Annotated in this window: 27 protein-coding genes and 2 tRNA genes; 15 read left to right on the top strand and 14 right to left on the bottom strand. The window is 33.7% G+C overall.

From position 1 onward, the window contains the following. Positions 1-12: 12 nt before the first annotated feature. From D9R05_RS12960 to D9R05_RS12985, 6 genes are read left to right on the top strand one after another with little or no spacing between them, the layout of a single operon-like run. On the top strand, positions 13-852 hold the full coding sequence (locus D9R05_RS12960) for an alpha/beta hydrolase (RefSeq protein ID WP_121667654.1): 840 nt from the start codon (positions 13-15) through the stop codon (positions 850-852). 5 nt (positions 853-857) lie between these two features. Beyond that, the gene (rluF, locus tag D9R05_RS12965; RefSeq protein ID WP_121667655.1) at positions 858-1,673 is read left to right on the top strand and encodes a 23S rRNA pseudouridine(2604) synthase RluF; all 816 of its coding nucleotides are present in this window, start codon (positions 858-860) and stop codon (positions 1,671-1,673) included. A gap of 54 nt (positions 1,674-1,727) precedes the next feature. Beyond that, positions 1,728-1,967: a DUF7218 family protein gene (locus D9R05_RS12970; RefSeq protein WP_121667656.1), complete on the top strand. Its 240-nt coding sequence runs from the start codon at positions 1,728-1,730 to the stop codon at positions 1,965-1,967. A 6-nt stretch (positions 1,968-1,973) separates the two neighbouring features. Continuing rightward, positions 1,974-2,399 carry a VOC family protein gene (locus D9R05_RS12975; RefSeq protein ID WP_121667657.1) on the top strand — a complete coding sequence of 142 codons (426 nt, stop codon included), beginning with the start codon at positions 1,974-1,976 and terminating at the stop codon, positions 2,397-2,399. Positions 2,400-2,405: 6 nt separating this feature from the next. Continuing rightward, on the top strand, positions 2,406-3,434 hold the full coding sequence (locus D9R05_RS12980) for an AI-2E family transporter (protein ID WP_121667658.1): 1,029 nt from the start codon (positions 2,406-2,408) through the stop codon (positions 3,432-3,434). A 9-nt stretch (positions 3,435-3,443) separates the two neighbouring features. Beyond that, complete coding sequence (locus D9R05_RS12985; protein WP_121667659.1) at positions 3,444-3,842, top strand: YkvA family protein; 399 nt, start codon at positions 3,444-3,446, stop codon at positions 3,840-3,842. A 53-nt stretch (positions 3,843-3,895) separates the two neighbouring features. Here D9R05_RS12985 and D9R05_RS12990 read toward each other — a convergent pair whose 3' ends face one another. Next, entirely contained in the window at positions 3,896-4,789 is an 894-nt protein-coding gene (locus D9R05_RS12990) for a bifunctional 5,10-methylenetetrahydrofolate dehydrogenase/5,10-methenyltetrahydrofolate cyclohydrolase (protein WP_121667660.1), read from the bottom strand. A 144-nt stretch (positions 4,790-4,933) separates the two neighbouring features. Continuing rightward, complete coding sequence (gene ffh, locus D9R05_RS12995; RefSeq protein ID WP_121667661.1) at positions 4,934-6,262, bottom strand: signal recognition particle protein; 1,329 nt, start codon at positions 6,260-6,262, stop codon at positions 4,934-4,936. 171 nt (positions 6,263-6,433) lie between these two features. Here ffh and D9R05_RS13000 point away from each other — a divergent pair, with 171 nt between their 5' ends. Then, positions 6,434-7,297 (top strand): sigma-70 family RNA polymerase sigma factor, encoded by an 864-nt coding sequence (locus D9R05_RS13000; RefSeq protein ID WP_121667662.1) that lies wholly within the window; start codon positions 6,434-6,436, stop codon positions 7,295-7,297. Positions 7,298-7,395: 98 nt separating this feature from the next. On the opposite strand, the gene D9R05_RS13005 is transcribed toward D9R05_RS13000, so the two are convergent. Continuing rightward, positions 7,396-8,400, bottom strand: a complete 1,005-nt coding sequence (locus D9R05_RS13005) for a lipoate--protein ligase (protein ID WP_121667663.1) — start codon at positions 8,398-8,400, stop codon at positions 7,396-7,398. Positions 8,401-8,532: 132 nt separating this feature from the next. Here D9R05_RS13005 and D9R05_RS13010 point away from each other — a divergent pair, with 132 nt between their 5' ends. The 5 genes from D9R05_RS13010 to D9R05_RS13030 all read left to right on the top strand — a co-directional run bounded on the left by D9R05_RS13010 (position 8,533) and on the right by D9R05_RS13030 (position 11,952). Next, positions 8,533-8,937: a BLUF domain-containing protein gene (locus D9R05_RS13010; protein WP_121667664.1), complete on the top strand. Its 405-nt coding sequence runs from the start codon at positions 8,533-8,535 to the stop codon at positions 8,935-8,937. A gap of 47 nt (positions 8,938-8,984) precedes the next feature. Further along, positions 8,985-9,644 carry a ribulose-phosphate 3-epimerase gene (gene rpe, locus D9R05_RS13015; RefSeq protein WP_121667665.1) on the top strand — a complete coding sequence of 220 codons (660 nt, stop codon included), beginning with the start codon at positions 8,985-8,987 and terminating at the stop codon, positions 9,642-9,644. Beyond that, the gene (locus D9R05_RS13020; RefSeq protein WP_121667666.1) at positions 9,631-10,617 is read left to right on the top strand and encodes a YpdA family putative bacillithiol disulfide reductase; all 987 of its coding nucleotides are present in this window, start codon (positions 9,631-9,633) and stop codon (positions 10,615-10,617) included. The genes rpe and D9R05_RS13020 overlap by 14 nt, the downstream gene beginning before the upstream one ends. 134 nt (positions 10,618-10,751) lie before the next feature. Beyond that, positions 10,752-11,480 carry an NYN domain-containing protein gene (locus D9R05_RS13025; protein ID WP_121667667.1) on the top strand — a complete coding sequence of 243 codons (729 nt, stop codon included), beginning with the start codon at positions 10,752-10,754 and terminating at the stop codon, positions 11,478-11,480. Positions 11,481-11,553: 73 nt separating this feature from the next. Next, a complete protein-coding gene (locus D9R05_RS13030) occupies positions 11,554-11,952 on the top strand; it encodes a GlcG/HbpS family heme-binding protein (protein ID WP_121667668.1) in 399 nt (132 codons plus the stop codon). On the opposite strand, the gene D9R05_RS13035 is transcribed toward D9R05_RS13030, so the two are convergent. Beyond that, a complete protein-coding gene (locus D9R05_RS13035; protein ID WP_121667669.1) occupies positions 11,953-12,777 on the bottom strand; it encodes a zinc-dependent peptidase in 825 nt (274 codons plus the stop codon). Between the two features lie 96 nt (positions 12,778-12,873). Between D9R05_RS13035 and D9R05_RS13040 the strand changes: the two genes are divergently transcribed. Genes D9R05_RS13040 through D9R05_RS13050 form a run of 3 tightly spaced genes read left to right on the top strand, consistent with a single transcriptional unit; the run spans position 12,874 to position 16,271 of the window. Next, the gene (locus D9R05_RS13040; RefSeq protein WP_121667670.1) at positions 12,874-13,998 is read left to right on the top strand and encodes an amidohydrolase; all 1,125 of its coding nucleotides are present in this window, start codon (positions 12,874-12,876) and stop codon (positions 13,996-13,998) included. Beyond that, entirely contained in the window at positions 13,995-15,143 is a 1,149-nt protein-coding gene (alr, locus tag D9R05_RS13045; RefSeq protein ID WP_205589294.1) for an alanine racemase, read from the top strand. The genes D9R05_RS13040 and alr overlap by 4 nt, the downstream gene beginning before the upstream one ends. Positions 15,144-15,203: 60 nt before the next feature. Then, on the top strand, positions 15,204-16,271 hold the full coding sequence (locus D9R05_RS13050) for a flavin-containing monooxygenase (protein WP_121667671.1): 1,068 nt from the start codon (positions 15,204-15,206) through the stop codon (positions 16,269-16,271). Between the two features lie 52 nt (positions 16,272-16,323). On the opposite strand, the gene D9R05_RS13055 is transcribed toward D9R05_RS13050, so the two are convergent. The 10 genes from D9R05_RS13055 to D9R05_RS13100 all read right to left on the bottom strand — a co-directional run bounded on the left by D9R05_RS13055 (position 16,324) and on the right by D9R05_RS13100 (position 21,364). Next, positions 16,324-16,521, bottom strand: coding sequence for a hypothetical protein (locus tag D9R05_RS13055; protein WP_121667672.1), 198 nt, complete (start codon positions 16,519-16,521; stop codon positions 16,324-16,326). Positions 16,522-16,570: 49 nt separating this feature from the next. Further along, entirely contained in the window at positions 16,571-16,864 is a 294-nt protein-coding gene (locus D9R05_RS13060; protein ID WP_121667673.1) for a Bor family protein, read from the bottom strand. 70 nt (positions 16,865-16,934) lie between these two features. Continuing rightward, positions 16,935-17,354 (bottom strand): DoxX family protein, encoded by a 420-nt coding sequence (locus D9R05_RS13065; protein WP_121667674.1) that lies wholly within the window; start codon positions 17,352-17,354, stop codon positions 16,935-16,937. A 58-nt stretch (positions 17,355-17,412) separates the two neighbouring features. Further along, a complete protein-coding gene (locus D9R05_RS13070; RefSeq protein ID WP_121667675.1) occupies positions 17,413-17,856 on the bottom strand; it encodes a hypothetical protein in 444 nt (147 codons plus the stop codon). A 28-nt stretch (positions 17,857-17,884) separates the two neighbouring features. Next, positions 17,885-17,959, bottom strand: a tRNA-Val gene (locus D9R05_RS13075). 57 nt (positions 17,960-18,016) lie between these two features. After that, positions 18,017-18,091: transfer RNA gene (locus D9R05_RS13080), tRNA-Val, on the bottom strand. 68 nt (positions 18,092-18,159) lie between these two features. Further along, positions 18,160-19,380: a bifunctional folylpolyglutamate synthase/dihydrofolate synthase gene (locus D9R05_RS13085; RefSeq protein ID WP_121667676.1), complete on the bottom strand. Its 1,221-nt coding sequence runs from the start codon at positions 19,378-19,380 to the stop codon at positions 18,160-18,162. 8 nt (positions 19,381-19,388) lie between these two features. Next, a complete protein-coding gene (locus tag D9R05_RS13090) occupies positions 19,389-20,255 on the bottom strand; it encodes an energy transducer TonB (RefSeq protein WP_121667677.1) in 867 nt (288 codons plus the stop codon). 13 nt (positions 20,256-20,268) lie between these two features. Next, complete coding sequence (locus D9R05_RS13095; protein WP_121667678.1) at positions 20,269-20,661, bottom strand: ExbD/TolR family protein; 393 nt, start codon at positions 20,659-20,661, stop codon at positions 20,269-20,271. A gap of 1 nt (position 20,662) precedes the next feature. Next, entirely contained in the window at positions 20,663-21,364 is a 702-nt protein-coding gene (locus D9R05_RS13100) for a MotA/TolQ/ExbB proton channel family protein (RefSeq protein ID WP_121667679.1), read from the bottom strand. Between the last annotated feature and the right edge of the window lie 84 nt (positions 21,365-21,448).

Below are 21,448 nucleotides of genomic sequence, written 5' to 3' on the forward strand. Positions count from 1 at the left end.
TCTGCTTTTTGTATGAAAAAAACCATCAATAAGTATTTGCCAAAAATTATTGGCGTTCAGCTTAATTCGTTGCATTTGGTTAAACCCAAAAAAGCTGTAAACAAAACATTTTATCTATTCTGCTCACCAAGACGCGGAAAAGTAAAACCAGAACAAGCTCCTTTTTTAGCACAAGCAAAAGCCAAAAAGGTAAAGCACGAAAAGCACTTTTTACAAACTTATCACTGGCCAGGAAAAGGTAAAACCGTTTTATTGGTGCACGGTTGGGAAAGCAATTCATACCGCTGGAAATCTTTGATAGAAAAACTACAAGCCGAAGAATTCAACATTATTGCTTTTGACGCGCCAGCACATGGACATTCAGAAGGCACATACATTCATGTCCCTCTTTACAGCGCTTGCATTAACACCATGCTCAAAGAATTTCAGCCCGATTTTATTGTAGGTCATAGCATTGGCGCAATGACTACAGTTTTCAATCAACATAAAAAGCCTGAGAAAACCTTAGAAAAATTAGTACTACTGGGACCTCCTTCTGAATTAACTGAAATTATGAATGATTTTCAGAAAATACTCAAGCTAAAACCTCGCGTTATGAAAGATTTAGAAAATCATTTTCATACTACTTTAGGATATAAATTTAAAGAATTTTCCATTGCCGGTTTTGCAGAAAAATTATCGCAAAAAGGTTTGATAATTCATGATAAATATGATAAAATTGCGCCCGTTCAAGCGTCAAGAGCAATTCATGAAAACTGGAGAGAATCAAATTTAATCGAAACTGAAGGCGCAGGCCATTCCTTGAATAACAATTTTATTAATACTGAAATTATTCAGTTTTTAAATCAATAAAATTTATGAGTACTGAAAATCCTACCCGAATCAATAAATATTTAAGCGAAGTTGGTTTTTGCTCGCGCAGAAAAGCCGATAAACTTATTGAAGCCGGTAGAGTTACTATTAATGGCAGTATTCCTGAAATGGGCACAAAAGTAAGCCCTGAAGATGAAGTTTGTGTTGATGGCAAACCTGTTTCAGAAAAAAAAGACCCCTTTGTTTATTTAGCGTTTAATAAACCGGTAGGTATTGTTTGCACAACCGATACGCGTGTTGAAAAAGACAATATCATCGATTTTATTAATTATCATAAGCGAATTTTTCCCATAGGAAGATTAGACAAACCCAGCGAAGGATTAATTTTACTGACAGATGATGGAGATATTGTTAATAAAATTTTACGAGCACGAAACAATCACGACAAAGAATATTGGGTAAAAGTTAACCGCCCGGTAACCGATGATTTTGTAAAAAAAATGAGTTCAGGTGTTCCCATTTTAGATACAATAACCAAAAAATGCAAGGTCGAAAAAACAGGAACATACACCTTTAAAATAGTTTTAACCCAAGGCTTAAATCGGCAAATTAGAAGAATGTGTGAGTATCTAGGCTACGAGGTTGTTCAACTGAAAAGAGTGCGAATCATGAATATTGAGCTCGATTTGCCCGTTGGTGAATATCGCGAACTAACCAAAAAAGAACTTCGTAATCTTAACACTTTAATCAGCAGTTCTCGTAAAACCGCTGATAGCTCAGAAGAAAATTTAACGTCTAAAAAAGAAAAGCCAAAAAAATTCTCTCCTAAAAACAGAAAAAGTAGAGGCGGTAAATCCTAACATATTTTTAAGCATATTATCCCCTTAATCTTGGTAAATTTATAGAAAAAAGACATGGAACGACCGAGCATTAAGAACGAAGATCAATATGAAGCTTTGCGTGATAAGGGTTACAGCCAGGAAAAAGCCGCCCGTATTGCAAATACCTCAAACGCAGGTAAAAAAGGAGGGAAAGCTCCTAAATATGAAGAATGGAGTAAAGACGAGTTATATCAGCAAGCACAAAAAGTCGGTATTTCCGGGCGATCTAAAATGAATAAAAGTGAATTGATTAAAGCGCTTCGCAACAATTAATTTTTTATGAAAAAAATTCAACCATTTCACTTAGCAATTCCTGTCCAAAACTTGACAGAAGCTAGAAAATTTTATAAAGTCACTTTAGGCTTAACCGAAGGCAGAAGCAGTAATCATTGGGTAGATTTTGATTTTTTCGGACACCAATTTGTTATTCACGAAGACAAAAATCATTCGCCAAAGTTGCCAAGCAATACAGTTGATGGTAAGGCTGTACCAATTCCACATTTTGGTGTAGTTTTAAGCTGGGAAGATTTTCATCAGTTTGCCAAAAATCTTGAAGAAAAAAAGGTATCTTTTCAAATTGAACCTTATATTAGATTTAAAGGAGAAACAGGCGAACAAGCCACAATGTTCTTTTATGATCCTAGCGGAAACGCATTAGAGTTTAAAGCTTTTAAAAATCAATCACAGCTTTTTGCTAAAAACTAACCAACTATGGCAAGAATTCAACCCAGTTTAGTAAGGCAACTTTTTATCTTGTTGCTTATTCTTTTTTTTGGAATCCTGATTTTCAGCGAAATCACACCATATTTAACAGGTGTTTTAGGAGCTGTCACATTATATGTTCTATTCAGGAAGTGGATGGCAAGACTCGTAGAAAAAGGATGGAACAAAGATCTTGCGGCAAGTGCTCTCATGTTAGGTTCTTTTATCGGAATTTTAGTTCCTATTGCAGGAATTGTCTTATTACTGAGTTCTAAAATTGGTAAAGCAGTTAATAATTCAGAACGTGTTGTCCAAGCTATAAAAGATCAAGTAAATGATTGGGAACATTCTTTTGGTTATGAGATTAGCAGCCAAATAGATACTGCGCAAATCACCAATTGGGTTTCTAATAATTTACAAAGCCTAGCCGGCGGAACATTTAACGCTTTTATAGCCATTGGTATCATGTATTTCATGCTATATTATATGCTTATCAGCGGAAAAAAATTACACGAATCATTAGAAAATTATATTCCTTTAAATCACGAAAACCTTTTTTTAATAGGAAAAGAAAGCCGCTCAATGGTTAAAGCTAATGCTATCGGAATACCCTTAGTTGCCTTATGCCAAGGAATAATTGCACTTATTGGTTTTTTAATTTTCGGTGTACCCGATCCTTTCTTTTGGTTTGTAATTACCACTATAGGTTCTATGATTCCATTTGTAGGAACTGCTTTAGGAATTATACCGGTCACTATTTTATTATTTGCGCAAGGACATAATTGGAATGCAGTAGCTATTTTAATTTACGGAGTTGTAATTGTAGGTTCTACCGATAATATTATTCGCTTGTATGTTTTAAAAAGACTCTCAGATGTTCACCCTTTAATCACTCTTTTTGGAGTAGTCGTTGGCGTACCACTATTTGGATTTATTGGCTTAATTTTTGGACCCTTATTAATTTCATTATTTTTATTGATTGTGAAAATCTATAAAAAGGAATACGGAAAAGAAGTTCATAACACAGAAAAAATTTAAAAAGATATTATGTTATTCAATAAAAGAAATAAAGAAGTTGATGAAGAATATGTTCGTAAAGAAGCAGAACAGACCTCAACTGAAGATTTAGATCAAGCTCTGGAGCAGGAAGAAAAAATTGCAGATAAAATTCAGAATTCCGGGATGCTCGAAAAATATGCCGAATTAGGAAAACTGATGCTTAGCATGCTAAAAGATTACCGAAAAGGAATTTACCACAACGTTCCTTGGTTTACCATTGCTTCTATTGTTTTTGCTCTATTGTATGTATTAAACCCATTTGATCTGATTCCAGATTTTATTCCAGGTTTAGGCTACATAGATGATTTAAGTGTTCTTAGCATTGGTTTACGATTTATTGAAACCGACTTACACGAATATTTAGACTGGAAGTTAGAGGAAGACTAATAAAAAAAGGGGAATAAAGTTTAATTCCCCTTTTTTTATTGAAACACTATAAATTATTTACTCTGCTCTCTTTTTTGATGACGTTCTCTTGCCAATAAAGTGTTTTTTAACAGCATGGCAATTGTCATTGGTCCCACTCCACCAGGAACCGGTGTTAAGTAAGAAGCTTTTTTCTTCACATTATCAAAATCTACATCACCAGTAATCACATATCCTTTTTCAGTAGTTTCATCTGGCACTCTGGTAATTCCTACATCAATCACTACAGCATCATCCTTAATCATTTCTGCTTTTAAGAAATGTGGGATTCCTACAGCAATAATAATGATATCTGCTTGCGAAGTAATTTGTGTAATATTTTTCGTGTACTTGTGTGTTAAGGTAACTGTAGAGTTTCCTGGAAAACCACTGCGTCCCATTAAAATACTCATAGGCCTACCCACAATATGACTACGCCCAATAACACACGTATGCTTTCCTTTAGTTGGAATATCATAACGCTCTAATAATTCTAGAATTCCAAAAGGAGTTGCCGGAATAAAAGACGTCATATCTAAAGACATTTTACCGAAATTCTCGGGATGAAAACCATCAACATCTTTATCAGGGTCTACCGCCATCAATATTTTTTGTGTATCAATTTGCGGTGGCAACGGCAATTGAACGATAAAACCATCTATATCATCATCTTGATTTAGTTCTTCAATTTTATCTAGCAATTCAATTTCACTAGTCGTTGCCGACATTCGCACTAAACTCGACTCAAAACCAACGCGTTTACAAGATTTCACTTTACTGTTTACGTAGGTAAGACTTGCGCCATCATTCCCTACAATAATGGCTGCGAGGTGAGGAACTTTTTCTCCTCTGGCTTTCATTTTTTTTACTTCCTCAGCAATTTCATCTTTAATATCATTGCTAACTTTTTTTCCGTCTAATAATTTCATGCTATACATTTTAAAGAAATAATACCAAGCTGTTTTTTTAACCAAATTTAAAACACGCTTAAGTTTACCTCAAAATGAAAAATATTATAACCCTTGGTTTTATCCTGAAGAGTATTTTTGTTTGTAATAAAGGTTTATTTTATTTTATTTCATTCCCTTCATCATCTGCATCATCTTCTTACCGCCACCGCCTTGCATCATCTTCATCATTTTGCCCATTTGGTCAAATTGCTTAAGCAGCTGGTTTACTTCTGTGACCGATGTTCCTGAACCTTTACCAATTCGTCTTTTTCTACTTGCATTAATTACCGATGGCTTCTGGCGTTCTTCAGGTGTCATTGAATGAATAATTGCTTCTATATGTTTAAAAGCATCATCATCAATATCCATATTTTTCATCATCTTTCCGGCACCGGGAATCATCCCCATTAAATCTTTCATGTTCCCCATCTTTTTCACTTGCTGAATCTGATTAAGGAAATCATCAAAACCGAATTGATTTTTTGCTATTTTTTTCTGAAGTTTTCTAGCCTCTTTTTCATCATATTGTTCTTGGGCACGTTCTACTAAGGAAACAACATCTCCCATTCCTAAAATACGATCGGCCATACGGGAAGGATAGAATACATCTATCGCTTCCATTTTTTCTCCTGTACCAATAAATTTGATTGGTTTATTAACCACAGATTTAATTGAAATAGCTGCACCACCACGCGTATCACCATCTAATTTGGTTAAAATAACACCATCAAAATTTAAAACATCATTAAATGCTTTTGCAGTATTCACTGCATCTTGACCGGTCATGGAATCTACTACAAAAAGTGTCTCTTCCGGCTTTATTGCTGCGTGAATGTTAGATATTTCTGTCATCATCGCTTGATCTACAGCAAGACGTCCAGCGGTATCAATAATAACAGCATTAAATCCGTTTTCTTTAGCATAGGCAATTGCCTTTTCAGAAATATCTACCGGATCTTTATTTTCTTTATCAGAGAAAACCTCTACACCTATTTGTTCACCAACAACGTGCAACTGATCTATGGCCGCAGGACGATACACATCACAAGCTACTAAAAGTGGCTTCTTAGTCTTTTTATTTTTTAAGTAATTAGCAAGTTTTCCAGAAAATGTTGTTTTACCACTACCCTGCAAACCAGACATTAAAATAACGCTTGGTTGCCCGGAAAGATTTAATCCTTCTGCATCACCACCCATTAATTCGGTAAGCTCGTCTTTCACAAGCTTCACCATCATTTCTCCCGGTTTTAAGCTTGTTAGTACATCTTGCCCTAAAGCTTTTTTCTTTACCGTATTGGTGAAATCTTTGGCAATTTTGTAGTTTACATCTGCATCTACCAATGCTCTTCTTACCTCTTTTAAGGTTTCAGCAACATTTACTTCTGTTATTTGCCCGTGTCCTTTTAAGACATGAAAGGCCTTGTCGAGCTTATCACTTAAATTATCAAACATAATCTTTCGTCTGTTTTTGAGAATTGCAAAGTTAACAATTTGATTGCTAACATTAAACTTGACTTGAATTTTTCTTTAGCAAAAAAAATAATCAATTCTGTAACATTTTTAATGCTTCTCTCGTATAATATCATACAGCTCTTAATTCATTTAAATTTCAGGAGACACTCAATGAGACAACTTAAAATTACGAAGCAAGTTACCAATAGAGAAACTGCTTCGCTGGACAAGTATTTGCAAGAAATCGGAAAAGTAGATTTAATTACAGCCGACGAAGAAGTAGAATTAGCCCAGCGCATTAAAGCCGGAGACGACCGTGCTTTAGAAAAGTTAACCCAAGCCAATTTACGTTTTGTGGTTTCTGTTGCTAAGCAATACCAGAACCAAGGTTTAACCTTACCGGATTTGATTAATGAAGGAAATTTAGGTTTGATAAAGGCTGCAAAACGTTTTGATGAAACGCGAGGATTTAAGTTTATTTCTTACGCTGTTTGGTGGATTAGGCAATCTATTTTACAGGCATTAGCAGAACAATCTAGAATTGTACGCTTACCATTAAATAAAATTGGATCTATTAATAAGATTAATAAAACCTTTGCTTTTCTTGAGCAATCTCACGAGCGCCCGCCAAGTGCTGAAGAAATTGCCAAAGAACTTGACATGACGGTTAATGATGTAAAAGAATCGATGAAAAATTCTGGACGTCATGTCTCTATGGATGCACCTTTAATTGAAGGTGAAGATTCTAACTTATACGATGTTTTACGTTCTGGAGAATCACCAAATCCTGATAGAGATTTGTTACATGATTCTTTAAAAACTGAAATTGAGCGTGCTTTGGAAACCCTTACGTTACGTGAAGCAGATGTGGTTCGTCTTTATTTTGGCTTAGGAGATCAACAACCTATGACCTTAGAAGAAATTGGCGAAACTTTTGATTTAACTAGAGAAAGAGTTAGACAAATAAAAGAAAAAGCCATTAGAAGATTAAAACATACTACACGAAGTAAAATTTTAAAAACATATTTGGGCTAAATTTATTAAGTTTGCTCTAAAAACAGTTTTTGTAATTATAACTGTTCGTTTTTTGATTGATGAATAAACCCCGGAGTGATGACCGGGGTTTAATTTTTTTAAATTTCATCTGCCCCAAAAATTAGTTTTTCAAACTCTTTTTTATCAATGTCACCAAAATATAAGTTGAGATCAAAATTTTGTAAAGCATTTTTAATACTAGCTAGCTCATAACGCGTTCCTTCTAATGTTTCTTCAATATTGGCTACGGGTTCTTTTCCAAAAAAGTCGCCATAAATTTTTAAATTTTTTATGACACCTTTTTCTACAAAAATGCGCAAATCTATTTCGCCAATAGGAAAACGTTTGGTACGATGAATATTAAACTTTGGCGATTTACCATAATTCCAATCCCATTGATCATATTTTTCTTGCTTTAATTTATGCACCCCCTCCCAATCTTCAGGTGATAATTTATAGGTTTCAAAATCTTCACGATCTTGATACAAACCGGTTAAAATTTTCTTTCTAAACTCCTCTACTTTCAACTTTTTCTCCAAAAACTCATTAATATTTGCTACACGACTTCGTACTGATTTATGTCCTTTAGACTGAATTTTACTCATTTTTACATTCAGCGCTCTGGTAACTTCATCTAGATCGCTATCAAGTAATAGTGTTCCGTGACTAAACATGCGCTTTACACTTGAAAATTGGGCATTTCCAGATATTTTTCTACCATCGGCTACAATATCATTTCTTCCTTTTAATTCTGCCGGAACTCCCATTCGGTTGAGTACTTTTATGACCGGCTCAGTAAATTTTTTAAAGTTGTTAAGGCTTTTTACGTCATAGTCGGTTACGAAACTAAAGTTCAAGTTTCCAAAATCGTGATATACTGCACCACCACCCGAAATTCTTCTCACCACGTGAATATTTTTTTCTTCCACATATTCGTGGTTTATTTCTTCTAATGTATTCTGATTTCTCCCTATAATTATAGAAGGTTCATTTACATAAAATAATAAATAGTCTGCAGCATTATCAAAATTTCTTAAAATGTATTCTTCTAAAGCTAAATTAAGATAAGGATTTGTAACCCCTTCATTATCAATGAAAACCATATTTAAAAAGTTTTTATTTCTAAAGTACAAAAAATACGATGAGTGCTATAAAAAAATGTTATTTATAAGTTTCTTTAGTAAAAGTTATGTAGATATTATTTACTTTTAGAAGCTTGTAACAATACCCTAAAAATGCATAAAGCAATTTGCTATGTTAGTACCGCTTCCCCCGGTATTGCTAAAGAGGAGGTAGAAAACCTTTTAGTTAAAAGTCAATTAAAAAATAATGATGCGGGAATTACAGGATTACTATTGTATTCTGGCGGAAACTTTTTGCAAATTATAGAGGGCTCAGAAAATTTGATCGATCAATTATATAAAAAAATTAGACTAGATCGCCGGCATTTTAATTTAATACAGATTTTTGAACGTACCGCTTCTAAAGATTCATACAAAAAGTATGAAAGCGATTTTATTTCTGAAAATATGAATTTTAATTCTCATAAAATTCAACATTATATTGAACACCTCCAAATGCTAGATTCTGAAACACGGCAAGCGGTAAAAAATATACTTGCTTCGTTTATAAAATTATAATTGGTATATTCTTGCTACTTTTGCAATTCTAAAAACATTTCATAAAGATGAGTAAACTTGTAGCACCTTCAATTTTAGCAGCAGACTTTGCCAACCTACAGCGCGATGTAGAAATGGTAAATAACAGTGAAGCAGATTGGTTTCATATAGATATTATGGACGGCGTCTTTGTTCCTAATATTTCTTTTGGAATGCCTGTTTTGGAAGCTATAAACAAACATGCCGGAAAAGTGATTGATGTGCATTTAATGATTGTTAATCCTGATAGATATATACAAACTTTTGCTGATTTAGGTGCTGATATTTTGACCGTTCATTACGAAGCTTGCACCCATTTACATAGAACTTTGCAAGCTATAAAAGCTGCAGGAATGCGTGCCGGAGTTGCTTTAAATCCGCACACTAACGTAAGCCTTTTAGAAGATGTAATTAATGATATAGATTTAGTTTGTGTAATGAGTGTAAACCCTGGTTTTGGCGGACAAAGTTTTATTGAAAACACGTATAAAAAAGTAAAACAATTAAAAGAAATAATTGCCGATAATAATGCCTCAACCCAAATTGAAATTGACGGTGGTGTAACCGATCAAAATGCGAAGCAATTAGTCGAAGCCGGAGCCGATGTGTTAGTCGCCGGTAGTTTTGTATTTAAATCTGCCAATCCGTTAGAAACTATAAAAGATTTAAGAGCTCTTGCAAACAAATAAACAAGAAAAAACTTTAGATGTTTTAATTATTGGTGGCGGGCCCATTGGTATTGCCTGTGCATTACAAGCAAAACACAAAAACCTCTCTTATGTTGTAATCGAAAAAGGTCCGTTGGTAAATTCGCTTTACCACTACCCTACCAATATGACTTTTTTTTCAACCTCAGAGAAATTAGAAATCGATGAAATTCCGTTTATCAGTAATAATCCAAAACCAACAAAAGCAGAAGCTTTAGAATATTATCGAAGAATTGCAACTTCAAATAAATTAAACATTAATCTATTTGAGAAAGTTGAAAAAGTTAGAAAAAGCGAAAACGAATTTCAAGTAGAATCTTCTAAACAAACCTATTCTGCTAAAAATGTAGTTGTAGCTACCGGTTTTTATGATATTCCGAATTACATGAATGTGCCCGGAGAAAACCTTCCAAAGGTTTACCATTATTATAAAGATCCGCATTATTTTGCTTGTCAAAATGTAGTTGTTGTCGGCGCGAGTAATTCTTCAGTAGATGCCGCGCTAGAAATTTATAGAAAAGGCGGAAATGTCACGATGATTATTCGAAGAAAATCTATTGGTGAACGGGTAAAATATTGGGTAAAACCCGATATTGAAAATAGGATTGCTGAAGGAAGTATTCAAGCTTATTTTAATACAGAAATTACAGAAATAAGAGAACAAGAAGTCGATATTGTAGATACAAACGGAAAAAAATCAACCTTAAAAAATGATTTTGTATTAGCATTAACCGGTTATCGTCCAAATTTTGAGTTTCTAAAAAAAATAGGGATTTCTGTTTCTGAAGATGGTAAGAAAATTCCGAATTATAACGATGAAACCATGGAAACCAATATTGAAGGAATTTATTTAGCCGGCGTTATTTGCGGCGGAACGGAAACCCATAAATGGTTTATTGAGAATTCTCGCATTCACGCCCATATGATTATGGAAGACATTGCTGCAAAAAAGTAAACTTCCCCAGCAGAAGGCCATGAGTAATTCATTGAAAACAAATTTTTCAATTTCGAGGCAAAGCTCGGGGCATCAAACCCTTTGGCGGTGCAAATAAATCGCTAAAAAAACTTACCTTTATAAAAAATATTTTAATGGAAACAAATCTTGCGGTATTAATAGATGGTGATAATATTCCATCGGCTTACGTCAAAGAAATGATGGAAGAAATTGCCAAATACGGAAACCCAACAATTAAACGTATTTACGGCGATTGGACTAAACCACATCTTACCAAATGGAAAAATGTGCTGCTAGAAAATGCTATTAATCCCATTCAACAATATGGCTATACGCAAGGAAAAAATGCAACTGATTCTGCTATGATTATTGATGCGATGGATATTTTATATGCCGATAAAGTAGATGGTTTTTGCCTGGTTTCCAGCGATAGTGATTTTACAAGATTGGCAACACGCTTACGCGAAGCCAGTAAAAAAGTAATTGGTATTGGTGAGAAAAAAACTCCGGAACCTTTTATTGTTGCTTGCGATAAATTTATCTATATAGAAATTTTAAAACAAAAAGAAGCCAGCAGCAATAACGGAAAAGAACAAACTTCTAAGAAAAGTGATGTCGATAAAATTACGCCAAAAGTTATCAAGCTAATTTCAAGCACCATTTCTGATGTAGCCGATGAAGACGGCTGGGCATTTTTGGGCGACGTAGGTGGCTTATTACAAAAAAAACAGCCCAACTTTGATTCTAGAAATTATGGTTTCCAAAAATTAACACCCATGATTCATTCAATTGATAAGTTTGAAATAGAGTCAAGAGAAAATCAAAACGGAAAATTTAAACTCATTTACGTTAGAAATAAATAAGTTATAATCCTCTTAAAAGGACTGCTTAACCGTAAGCTGTTCACTACTTTAGAAAAAACTAAAAAATAAAGTTATGAACATTACTACAGAACAAGCTCAAAAAGCACTTGAAGCAGGAATTAAAAAATCAAAAGAACTTGATGTAAAAATGAATATTGCCGTGGTAGATAGCGGAGCGAATATAAAATCTTTCATCAGGATGGATGGTGCTTGGCTCGGTTCTGCAGATATCGCAATTAAAAAAGCAAAAACCGCTCGTTATTTTGACATGGATAGCGGCGAAATTGGTAAACTTTCTCAACCCGGAAAACCACTTTTTAATATAGAACATTCTAATGAAGGGCTAATTTCTTTTCCAGGTGGTGTTTTGGTAAAAAATAAGGCCGGAGAAATTATTGGTGCTATCGGTGTATCTGGGAGTAGCGTAGAAAATGATCACGAAGTTGCAAGCTATGCTGCAAAAAATCTATAATTAATACCCCACAAAATTATAATTCAACATTTTCCTGATTTTGATATAAAAATCAGGAAATTTTTGTTTAAAAATAGTCGGAGATTCTATAAAATATTCAACTAAAACCGCTAAAAATTCAAGCTGATTGGTATAGGCATAATTTCTAAAATAATCTTCTTTTAATAGTTTTTCTCGAATACTAGGATTTGCTAGCAAACGAATAAGTTCTTTACTGGTGTCTGTAAAAATAACCGCGCTAATATCATTTTTTTTATAACTATTTATTTGAATAAGATGTATAAACTCATGAATTCCTAAATTCAAGTTATCATTACTATCTGCATAACCTTCTTTAAAATGCTTCCAGGAAAAAACCAACGCACGCATATATGGATTATATTCTCCTTTATGGTAATTTTTGGTGACGGTAGATAGGTATATATCAGGATAAATTAATATAATTTCCAACATAGGCAATTTATAATTTCGCATCCCGAAAGTTAGCATAATTGCCGTTGCTGCAACCCAAAGTTTCATTTCGTAGGTCACTACAACTTGTTCTCTTCCTTCAAATTTTTTAGTTGAAATAAATGAAATAATTCGATGCTCAAAAAACTTCTTTTTATCTGCTGAAAGTTGGTTGTAAAATGAAAAATTTTCAATTAAAAATTCTTGATCTTTTTTAGAAAGTCGATTCACTTTTCCTAAAACCGCATGTGTAAAAGCCGGTTTTTTAAATATAAAAAGATAGAGGTGATCTAGTAAAATTATACTTCTAGAAATAATAACAGCCAATAAGCAACTTATTAAAACTACAATAAAAATGATGATAAGAATTTTCATAAATAAGAAAAAGTTTCAATATACTTCAAAAAATTTTAACCCGAGATTAACGCCCTTTTTCTTGAGATTTATTTGAAAAAAAGTAACTTCAATTTTATGGATTTTAAAGAAATTAGACATTATTTACATCGATATCCCGAACTTTCTGGAGAAGAAAAAAACACCAGTTCATATCTTTTAAATCACTTAAAAAAAATTGAATCCTGTACTGTTCATCAAGGTTTTTCAGAGCATTCTTTATTAGCGGAAATCAATTGTAAAAAACCCGGTAAAACCGTTTTATTTCGAGCAGAATTAGATGCGTTACCTATAAAAGAAGAAAACGATTTTTCTTACACTTCTACCAAAAAAAATGTATCGCACAAATGCGGTCACGATGGTCATATGACCATGCTATTGTTTTTAGCTAAAAGACTAGAAAAAGAACCAATTTCTTGCGGAAAAATATTGCTGCTTTTTCAATCTTCTGAAGAAACAGGAGAAGGTGCTGATCGAATTTTAGCTTCAAAAAAATTAGCCGATTTTTCTATTGATTATGTTCTTTCATTGCACAATGTACCGGGTTATAAAAAAAATACCATCGTTACAAAACCCGGAAGTTTTACGCCTTCAGTAGAAAGTGTCGATATTCAATTGCTTGGAAAAACCAGTCATGCGGGAATGCCGGAAAAAGGAATAAATCCCGCTTTAGCCGTTTCAGAAATAATTCAATATTTAAACGAGCTTGATTGTAAAAATACTACCGATAGAAATTATTTTCTTGCTACCCCAATTCAACTAAAAATGGGAAAACCGGCTTACGGAACATCCGCAGGCGAAGCGAAAATCAGTTACACCTTTAGAACTTGGAATCACGATGATTTTATGACAAAGAAGACTTTGTTGATCGATAAAATTAATACAATCGCAAAAAATCATCAACTCCCTATTCAGTGGAATTGGAAAGAAGCTTTTCAAGCCAATCTAAATTCAGGTGAAGCTTTTAATATGATAAAAGAAGTTGCTCAAGAAAACAAATTAGATTTTATAGAAACAAAAATGCCTTTTTCTTGGGGAGAAGATTTTGGAAGCTTCACACAACAATACAACGGAGCGATGTTTGGTTTAGGAGCAGGAAAAGATTGCCCCGAATTACACAATCCTGATTATGATTTTCCAGATGAAATTGCCGAAACTGGCGTCAATATGTTTTATTCACTAGCAAAAAAAGTATTGTCATGATTATTAATCATAGTTCTATAATTGAATTAAACCGAGAAGCGCTAGCCAATAATTTAAGGTTTATAAGAAGCTTAATAAAAGAAAGTACGCAATTGTCTACCGTTATTAAAGGAAATGCTTATGGCCACGGAATTAAACAAATGGTGCCCGAATTAGAGCGTTTAGGGGTGAATCATTTTTCAGTATTTAGCTCATTTGAAGCAAAAATTGCCCATCAATACACCGAGAAAAATTCGACTATTATGATTATGGGTGATATAACCGTAGAAGACAAAAAATGGGTGGTAAAAAATGAGATCGAATTTTTTGTGTACAACGCAGAGACTTTTCAATCGCTGGTAAAGGAAGCCAAAAAACTAGATAAAAAAATTAATATTCATATTGAATTAGAAACCGGTATGAATCGCCACGGGTTTGACGAACAAGAGTTAAATCATTTATTTAAATTATTACACGAACATAAAAGTCATTATAATTTAAAAGGCATTTGTACTCATTTTGCCGGAGCAGAAAGCAGTACTAATTACAAGCGAATCCAAGATCAACAAGAACGATTTTCAACTAATGTAAAACGCTTCTCACAAGAAGGTTTACAAGCTGAAAAATTGCACACTTCGTGTAGCGCAGGTATTATGGCGTATCCGAAATTTAATTATGATATGGTTCGCGTAGGAATTATAACCTATGGGTTATGGCCAAGTAAAGAAATTCAATTAATGTATAATGTTCAGAAAAAAACTGAACTGGATTTAAAAAGTGTTTTAAGTTGGCGTTCCAGTATTATTGATATAAAAACTGTAAAAGCAGGAGAATTTGTCGGTTACGGAACTTCTTTTCTTGCTGAAACCGATATGAAAATTGCCAGTGTTCCCGTAGGCTATGGCTATGGATTTAGTAGAAGTTTAAGCAACACAGGGCGTGTGCTTGTAAACGGCAAACGGTTAAGTGTGGTTGGAACGGTTAATATGAATATGTTTTTAATTGAAGTAACCCACGTAAATGTTGAAGTGGGAGATACTGTAACTATTATTGGTAAGGATGGGAACCAAACTATTAACGTTTCATATTTCGGAAATTTAAGTGAACAATTAAATTATGAGTTGCTAACCCGTTTAGATAAAAGTATTCCTCGTGTAGTAATATAAATTTTATTTGTTTATAAGCATTTAAAAATGTATAATGCTCCAAATAATTATACGTAAAAAATGTTAGATTTTATTGTTGTAGGAGCTGCTCAAGCCGGATTATCTATAGCTTATCAGTTAAAGAAAATGAATAAATCTTTTTTGATTTTAGACAAAGAAGAAGAAATTGGTGCTTCTTGGTTAAACCGCTGGGATTCGCTCACACTTTTTACCCCTACACAATTCAACCATTTAGAAGGAATGGATTTTCCTGCTCCTAAGGGACATTATCCAGACAAGTATGAAGTGGCAGACTATTTTAAAAAGTATGTTGAAAAATTTAATTTCCCTGTTCAGTTAAATACATTAGTAACCAAGATTAAAAAAGAAGATCAGCACTTTTTTGTAACAACCGAAAGTGGTGAGGTATTAGAAACGAAACAAGTGGTTATTGCCACAGGACCTTTTCATATACCATATACGCCGCCTTGTTCAAAATCAATTGCTGAAGAAATTTTTCAAATTCATAGTAATTTTTACAAGAATCCGTCTCAATTACAAAAAGGACCAGCGATGGTCGTAGGCGCAGGCGATAGCGGATTTCAAATACTAGATGAAGTTTCTGCAGATTGGAGTAGAAAAACTTATTATTCTGGAGATACTGATGTAAAAACGCTTCCGCAAGAAATTTTAGGAAAAACGCTTTGGTGGTGGTTTACCAAAACAGGATTTTTAAGCTTCAGCAAAAAATCGTGGATTGGAAGAAAAATCAGTCATTCCAAACAACCTGTGATCGGAACTGACGTAAAAGAAATTTTAAACCGCAGTAATGTGGTTTCTGTAGGAAGAACCAATGATGCCCACAAAACAGAAATTGAAACAGAAAATGAAACTTTAACTGATGTTAAAAATATTATTTGGGCAACAGGCTATCGACCAAATTTTAACTGGATTGAAGGTTTAGAATTAGACACCAATGGTTACCCAAGACATCATCGCGGAGTTAGCAAAATGAAAGGATTATACTTTATAGGACTTCCTTGGTTACACACAAGAGGATCTGCTACTTTGGGCGGTATAAAAAAAGATGCCCACTATTTAGCTAAAAAGATAAAAAAGAAAGCGGATAAGATCTTAACAACAGTTTAGTGATTTGGTGATTAATGTTTAATTCTCAAATTTTATTGCACTTACTAGATAATTAGCTTTTTTTCTGAGAATAGACTTTTTTATACAACCAATACTCAATACTGGCAATAAACACAAATAAGAAAATATTTCCTGCAAAATATCCATAGCCAAAATTACTTAAACTACTAAATTCAATTATCATACTAATAATTGTAATTACTAAATAAAGCAAGACAAGTATAAACAGGTAAAAAAGTATTTTCTTCATAATTGGAAATAATAAAGGCTGGTTTTAAAAACCAGCCTTAAAATGTAAATTATTTTTTCACTATAGTTGTTGTTGGACTATAGATACTAAATGTTAATGCAGCTACTAAACCATTTACAAAACTCTGTTTTGTAGTTACAGTATAGTTTTCTGCACCACCAGCCATCTCTTTTGCATCAGAAACACCAACCGGCACCAAACCTGCAATAACATAATGGTTCCAGCTTTTTTCTTCCGTATTTCCTTGAGCTCCTTCACCAACAACGGTAGTGTAAGAATGGCATGAACTTAATAATAATGAGAACACGCAAAGCATTGCAAATAACTTGCTAAATTTTTTCATAAAAATTGGTTTTAATTAATAACGTTATAAATATTAAAAAATATCCGTTAACGTCAAAAAATATAATCCGTTATTTTTTCTTCTTTAATAAATAATGGTCTAAAGAAAATTTTCCGCTTCCGGTATAAAAGAGAAAAAGATAACTTAACAGGTAAAAGACAGGAAGTTCTTGCCTACCCCATCCATCTGCTGAATGAATCATAAATGCAGCAACAGCCATCGTTACAATTAATGGAATTACAGCCAATTTTGTTCCTAGACCGATGATAATTAAAATTGAACAAATAAATTCGGCTAAAACCGTTAAAGCTAAACTTGCTTCGGGACCAAAACCAAAAGGATCTGCAAAGGCAATCTCCTCGCTTCCAAAAAGCATTTTTAGTTTACTAATACCATGAACAAGCATAAGAGCCCCAACTCCTACTCTAAAAAATAACAGAGCAAAATCTATTTGTGGTAAATTGATATTAGTTGAATATGTGTTTTTCATAACTTTAGAGTTGTTTAATTAGTTTCCGAAAGTTAAGAAAATTAATTTGGCGGTATACTTATTCAGCAAGTAATTTTTCTGCTTCCTTGATACTATTATTTACTCTTCGTTTCATTTCCTTTACCTCTTTCTCTTCCGCTTCTAGCGTATTTAACTTTTCTTCATACTCTTTTTCAGTATAATTTGGTTCTTTTAAAGCATTTGGAAATTTTTCAGCAAAATCTCGCATCCACTCCATCATAAAAGCATGAGCACCTTTTAAATCATTCATAGCATTCTGATATAACTTGGCCTTTTCCTTAGTGTCACTAGTATCAATCTTTTCCTGTAGTTTAGAAATTAAGTTATTTAGTTTAGTCATCTCTGGCATTACCTCATCGTGTACTTCTAAAACATGAGTCATAGCCGATTCATATTTTTTTTCACTAGACTTTTCTGAATTATTACAAGATAATAAAGTGACGGAGGTAAACACTAACGCAATAATTAAATATTTATTCATTTTGTAAGTTTTTTAAATTAAAAAGTAGTGGGTCATACTGGATTCGAACCAGTGACTTCTACCCTGTCAAGGTAACACTCTGAACCAACTGAGTTAATGACCCGTTTTAAACTATAAATATAAAAAAATCCGAAGTAAAATTTTACTTCGGATTTTTCTGTGGGCGCGAAGGGATTCGAACCCCTGACCCCTTGGGTGTAAACCAAGTGCTCTGAACCAACTGAGCTACGCGCCCTTGCTACTGCAATGCGGATGCAAATATAAACCATTTTTACATTTCACAAAGTATTTTTTAAAAAAAGTTTAAATTATTTCTGCAACACTAAAAGTACTTCCTCCAACAAACACTAAGTCGTCTTTTTTAGCATTCTCATTTGCAGCCAAATAAGCTCCTTTTAAAGTTTTAAAAGTGTTTCCTTTCAACTGAAATCTTTCTGCATGTTTTTTCAACACAAGCTCATTCATCCCTCTAGGTATTGAGGGTTTGCTAAAATAATAGGTTGCTTTTTTAGGAAACAAAGGTAATATCTGACTAACATCTTTATCGTTTACAATACCTAAAACTATATGTAATTTATTATACTTCTCTTCTTTTAATTGTTTCATCACATAGGTTAACCCCTCAACATTATGGGCGGTATCACAAATCACTTTAGGGTGATTTGATAAAATCTCCCATCTCCCTCGTAAGCCCGTATTTTTAATAGTATGTAAAATTCCTTTTTTCTGATTTTCATCTGTAATATCCCAGCCTAAAGAACGCATAATCTCTAAGCTTGCCAATACTGTTTTTTTATTATGCTTCTGATATATCCCTAATAAATCTGAAGGATAAGAGGCTGAAATATTAAACTCATCTGCAAAAGAAATACAAGAACCTTTTTGATGAGCTGTTTTTTCAAAAATAGGTTTTGTTATTTCTGTACTTTCACCGATAACAACAGGAATTCCTTTTTTTATAATTCCGGCTTTTTCTTGAGCTATAGCCTCAATACTGTTCCCTAAAAACTGCGTATGGTCTAAACCTATATTGGTAATTACAGAAAGTTCTGGCGTAATAATATTGGTTGAATCTAAACGTCCTCCTAAACCTACTTCTATAATGGCTATATCCACATTTTCTTTAGCAAAATATTGAAATGCCATCGCAACGGTCATTTCAAAAAAAGAAGGTTGCTTTTCTTTTAAAAAATCATTATTACCTTCAATAAAATTTACTACAAAATTTTCAGATACTTCTACTCCATTTATTTTTATGCGCTCCCTAAAATCTTTTAAGTGCGGTGAAGTATACAACCCGACTCGATAACCGCATTCTTGCAGTACAGAAGCGAGCATGTGGCTAGTAGACCCCTTTCCATTTGTCCCGCCAACGTGTACACTTTTAAATTTTTTATGCGGAACTCCCAAATGCTCAGCAAATAATAAACTATTGCTTAAATCTTTTTTAAAAGCAGACTTACCTTGTTTTTGATACATAGGCAACTGCTGGAACATCCAGTCTAAGGTTTCTTGATAATTCATTGAGTATTTTAATCGGAAAGTTTAAACTCGTAGATAATTGTACCAACTTGTTTTACAGGCGCCTCAGCATCACTATTAAATTTCGTAGCTAACGCAGCTCTTCGTGCAGGTTCAAGTAAACAAGAAGCTGTATTTGTTGTCCCTTTAACTCCAGCAACGGCATTAATAACTTTCCCTTGTTGGCTAACTTCTATTTTAACGACAACTACGCCAGATTCATTACAGTCCTGAACAAATTTCTCTTTATTAAGTGCTTTTCTTCCACCTAAACGATAGTTACCGTCACCGTCAAGTCCTTTTCCTTGTCCGTAATACGAAGAAGCATTGGGATCACCATTTGGATCTCCTTTATCGCCTGCTTGATTATCGTTACCTTCTCCTCCATTTTCTTGCCCATCTTTTTCTGGTCCGTTTAAAATACTATTCATCGCATCTGAAGTAGACTTATCGGGTTTTGGATCCGGTTTTTCAACCTCTTTAGGCTCTTCTTTTTTTGGTTCAGTTTTTTCTTCAGCCGGTTTTTCTTCTTCTTTTGGATTCTCTGTTGGCGTTGGTTTAGTTTCTTCTTTCTTTTCTTCAATCACCGGAGCATCTTCTGTATCTTGAGAAACTACTTCTTCATTTACTTCTGGTTCGCTTTGTGGGGTTGAAGTTGACTGAGAAGTACTTTGTTGTGGCGCAGATTTTACCGGTTCTGTAGGTTGTTCTGTCCCAGAACCGACTTCTGAGGTTCCAAAATTAACAGCAATTCCGTTTTCCGGTGGTGGATCTAAATAAGTTAATCCGAAAAAAAACAACAATAAAAGCAATAGCGTATTGATGACCACAGTAATGATCAACGATCGTTTTTCATGTTTGGTTTCAAACAAAGCCATATACTTAAATTATTTATTGTGGTTTTACAGCCAATACTATTTTATATTGATTCCGTTTTGCAATATCCATTACATTTACCGCATCTTGAATCGGAACGCTTTCTTCTGCTCTTAAAATTATAGTTGGCTCTTCTTCTCCTCTTAATCGCTTTTGCAATTCTAATTCCAAATTGTTTTTTGAAATTTTTTCTTCATTGATATAAACTTCTAAATCTTTGGTAATGCTTACCGCCAAGTTTTGCTTATTGGTAGTTTTCCCTTTGGCCTTAGGTAAAATAAGATCTAAAGCTTCTGGTGTAATTACCGGAGAAGTCAACATAAAAAATACCAATAACAGAAATACAATATCTGTCATGGAAGACATGCTAAATTCTGGACTTACTTTATTTCTTCCTCTTAAATTCATATTAAGCCGGTTCGTTTAATAGATCTAAAAAGTCTACTGCGGTTGCTTCCATTTGATGAACAACTTTATCTGTTTTCACCACCAAATGATTATAACCAATATATGCAATAATACCAACTATTAAACCTGCTACAGTTGTCATCATGGCTGTGTAAATTCCTTGGGCTAAAGATCCCATTTCTGCTTGACCACTACTAGTTGCCAATTCGTGAAATGCCAAAACCATACCAATCACTGTTCCTAAAAAACCAATCATAGGAGCTGCTCCGGCAATTGTTGCTAAAATACTTACGTTTTTTTCTAGCTTATATACTTCTAATCTTCCTGCATTTTCAATGGCAGTGTTAATGTCTTCTAGTGGACTTCCAATTCTTGAAATCCCTTTTTCAGTTAAACGTGCTACAGGCGAATTTTCCTGTGCGCATCTAATTTTAGCCGCTTCAATATTTCCGCTAGCAACATTATCCTTAATTTGCGCCATAAAATTGGGGTCAGATTTAGAAGCTGCTTTTACCGCTAATAGGCGTTCAAAATAAATATACATGGCCACAACTAACAATACAAATAAAATAGCAATGATGATAGTTCCGCCAACACCGCCACTCGTAATTAATTCAAAAAGTGATAGTGTTTTCTCTTCGGGTACTTGTTCTGCCGCATCTTTCATTTCATTAGCGGTCTCCTGCAAGAATATTGTTAGCATAAGTTTATTCGTTTAAATTGGATAACGGTTAATCTTCTTATTAAGTATATTATAAAGGTATAAAGCTAAGTTATTTCCTATTGA

It is taken from the genome of Mesonia aquimarina (assembly GCF_003667275.1).
GTDB classification, from domain to species: domain Bacteria; phylum Bacteroidota; class Bacteroidia; order Flavobacteriales; family Flavobacteriaceae; genus Mesonia; species Mesonia aquimarina.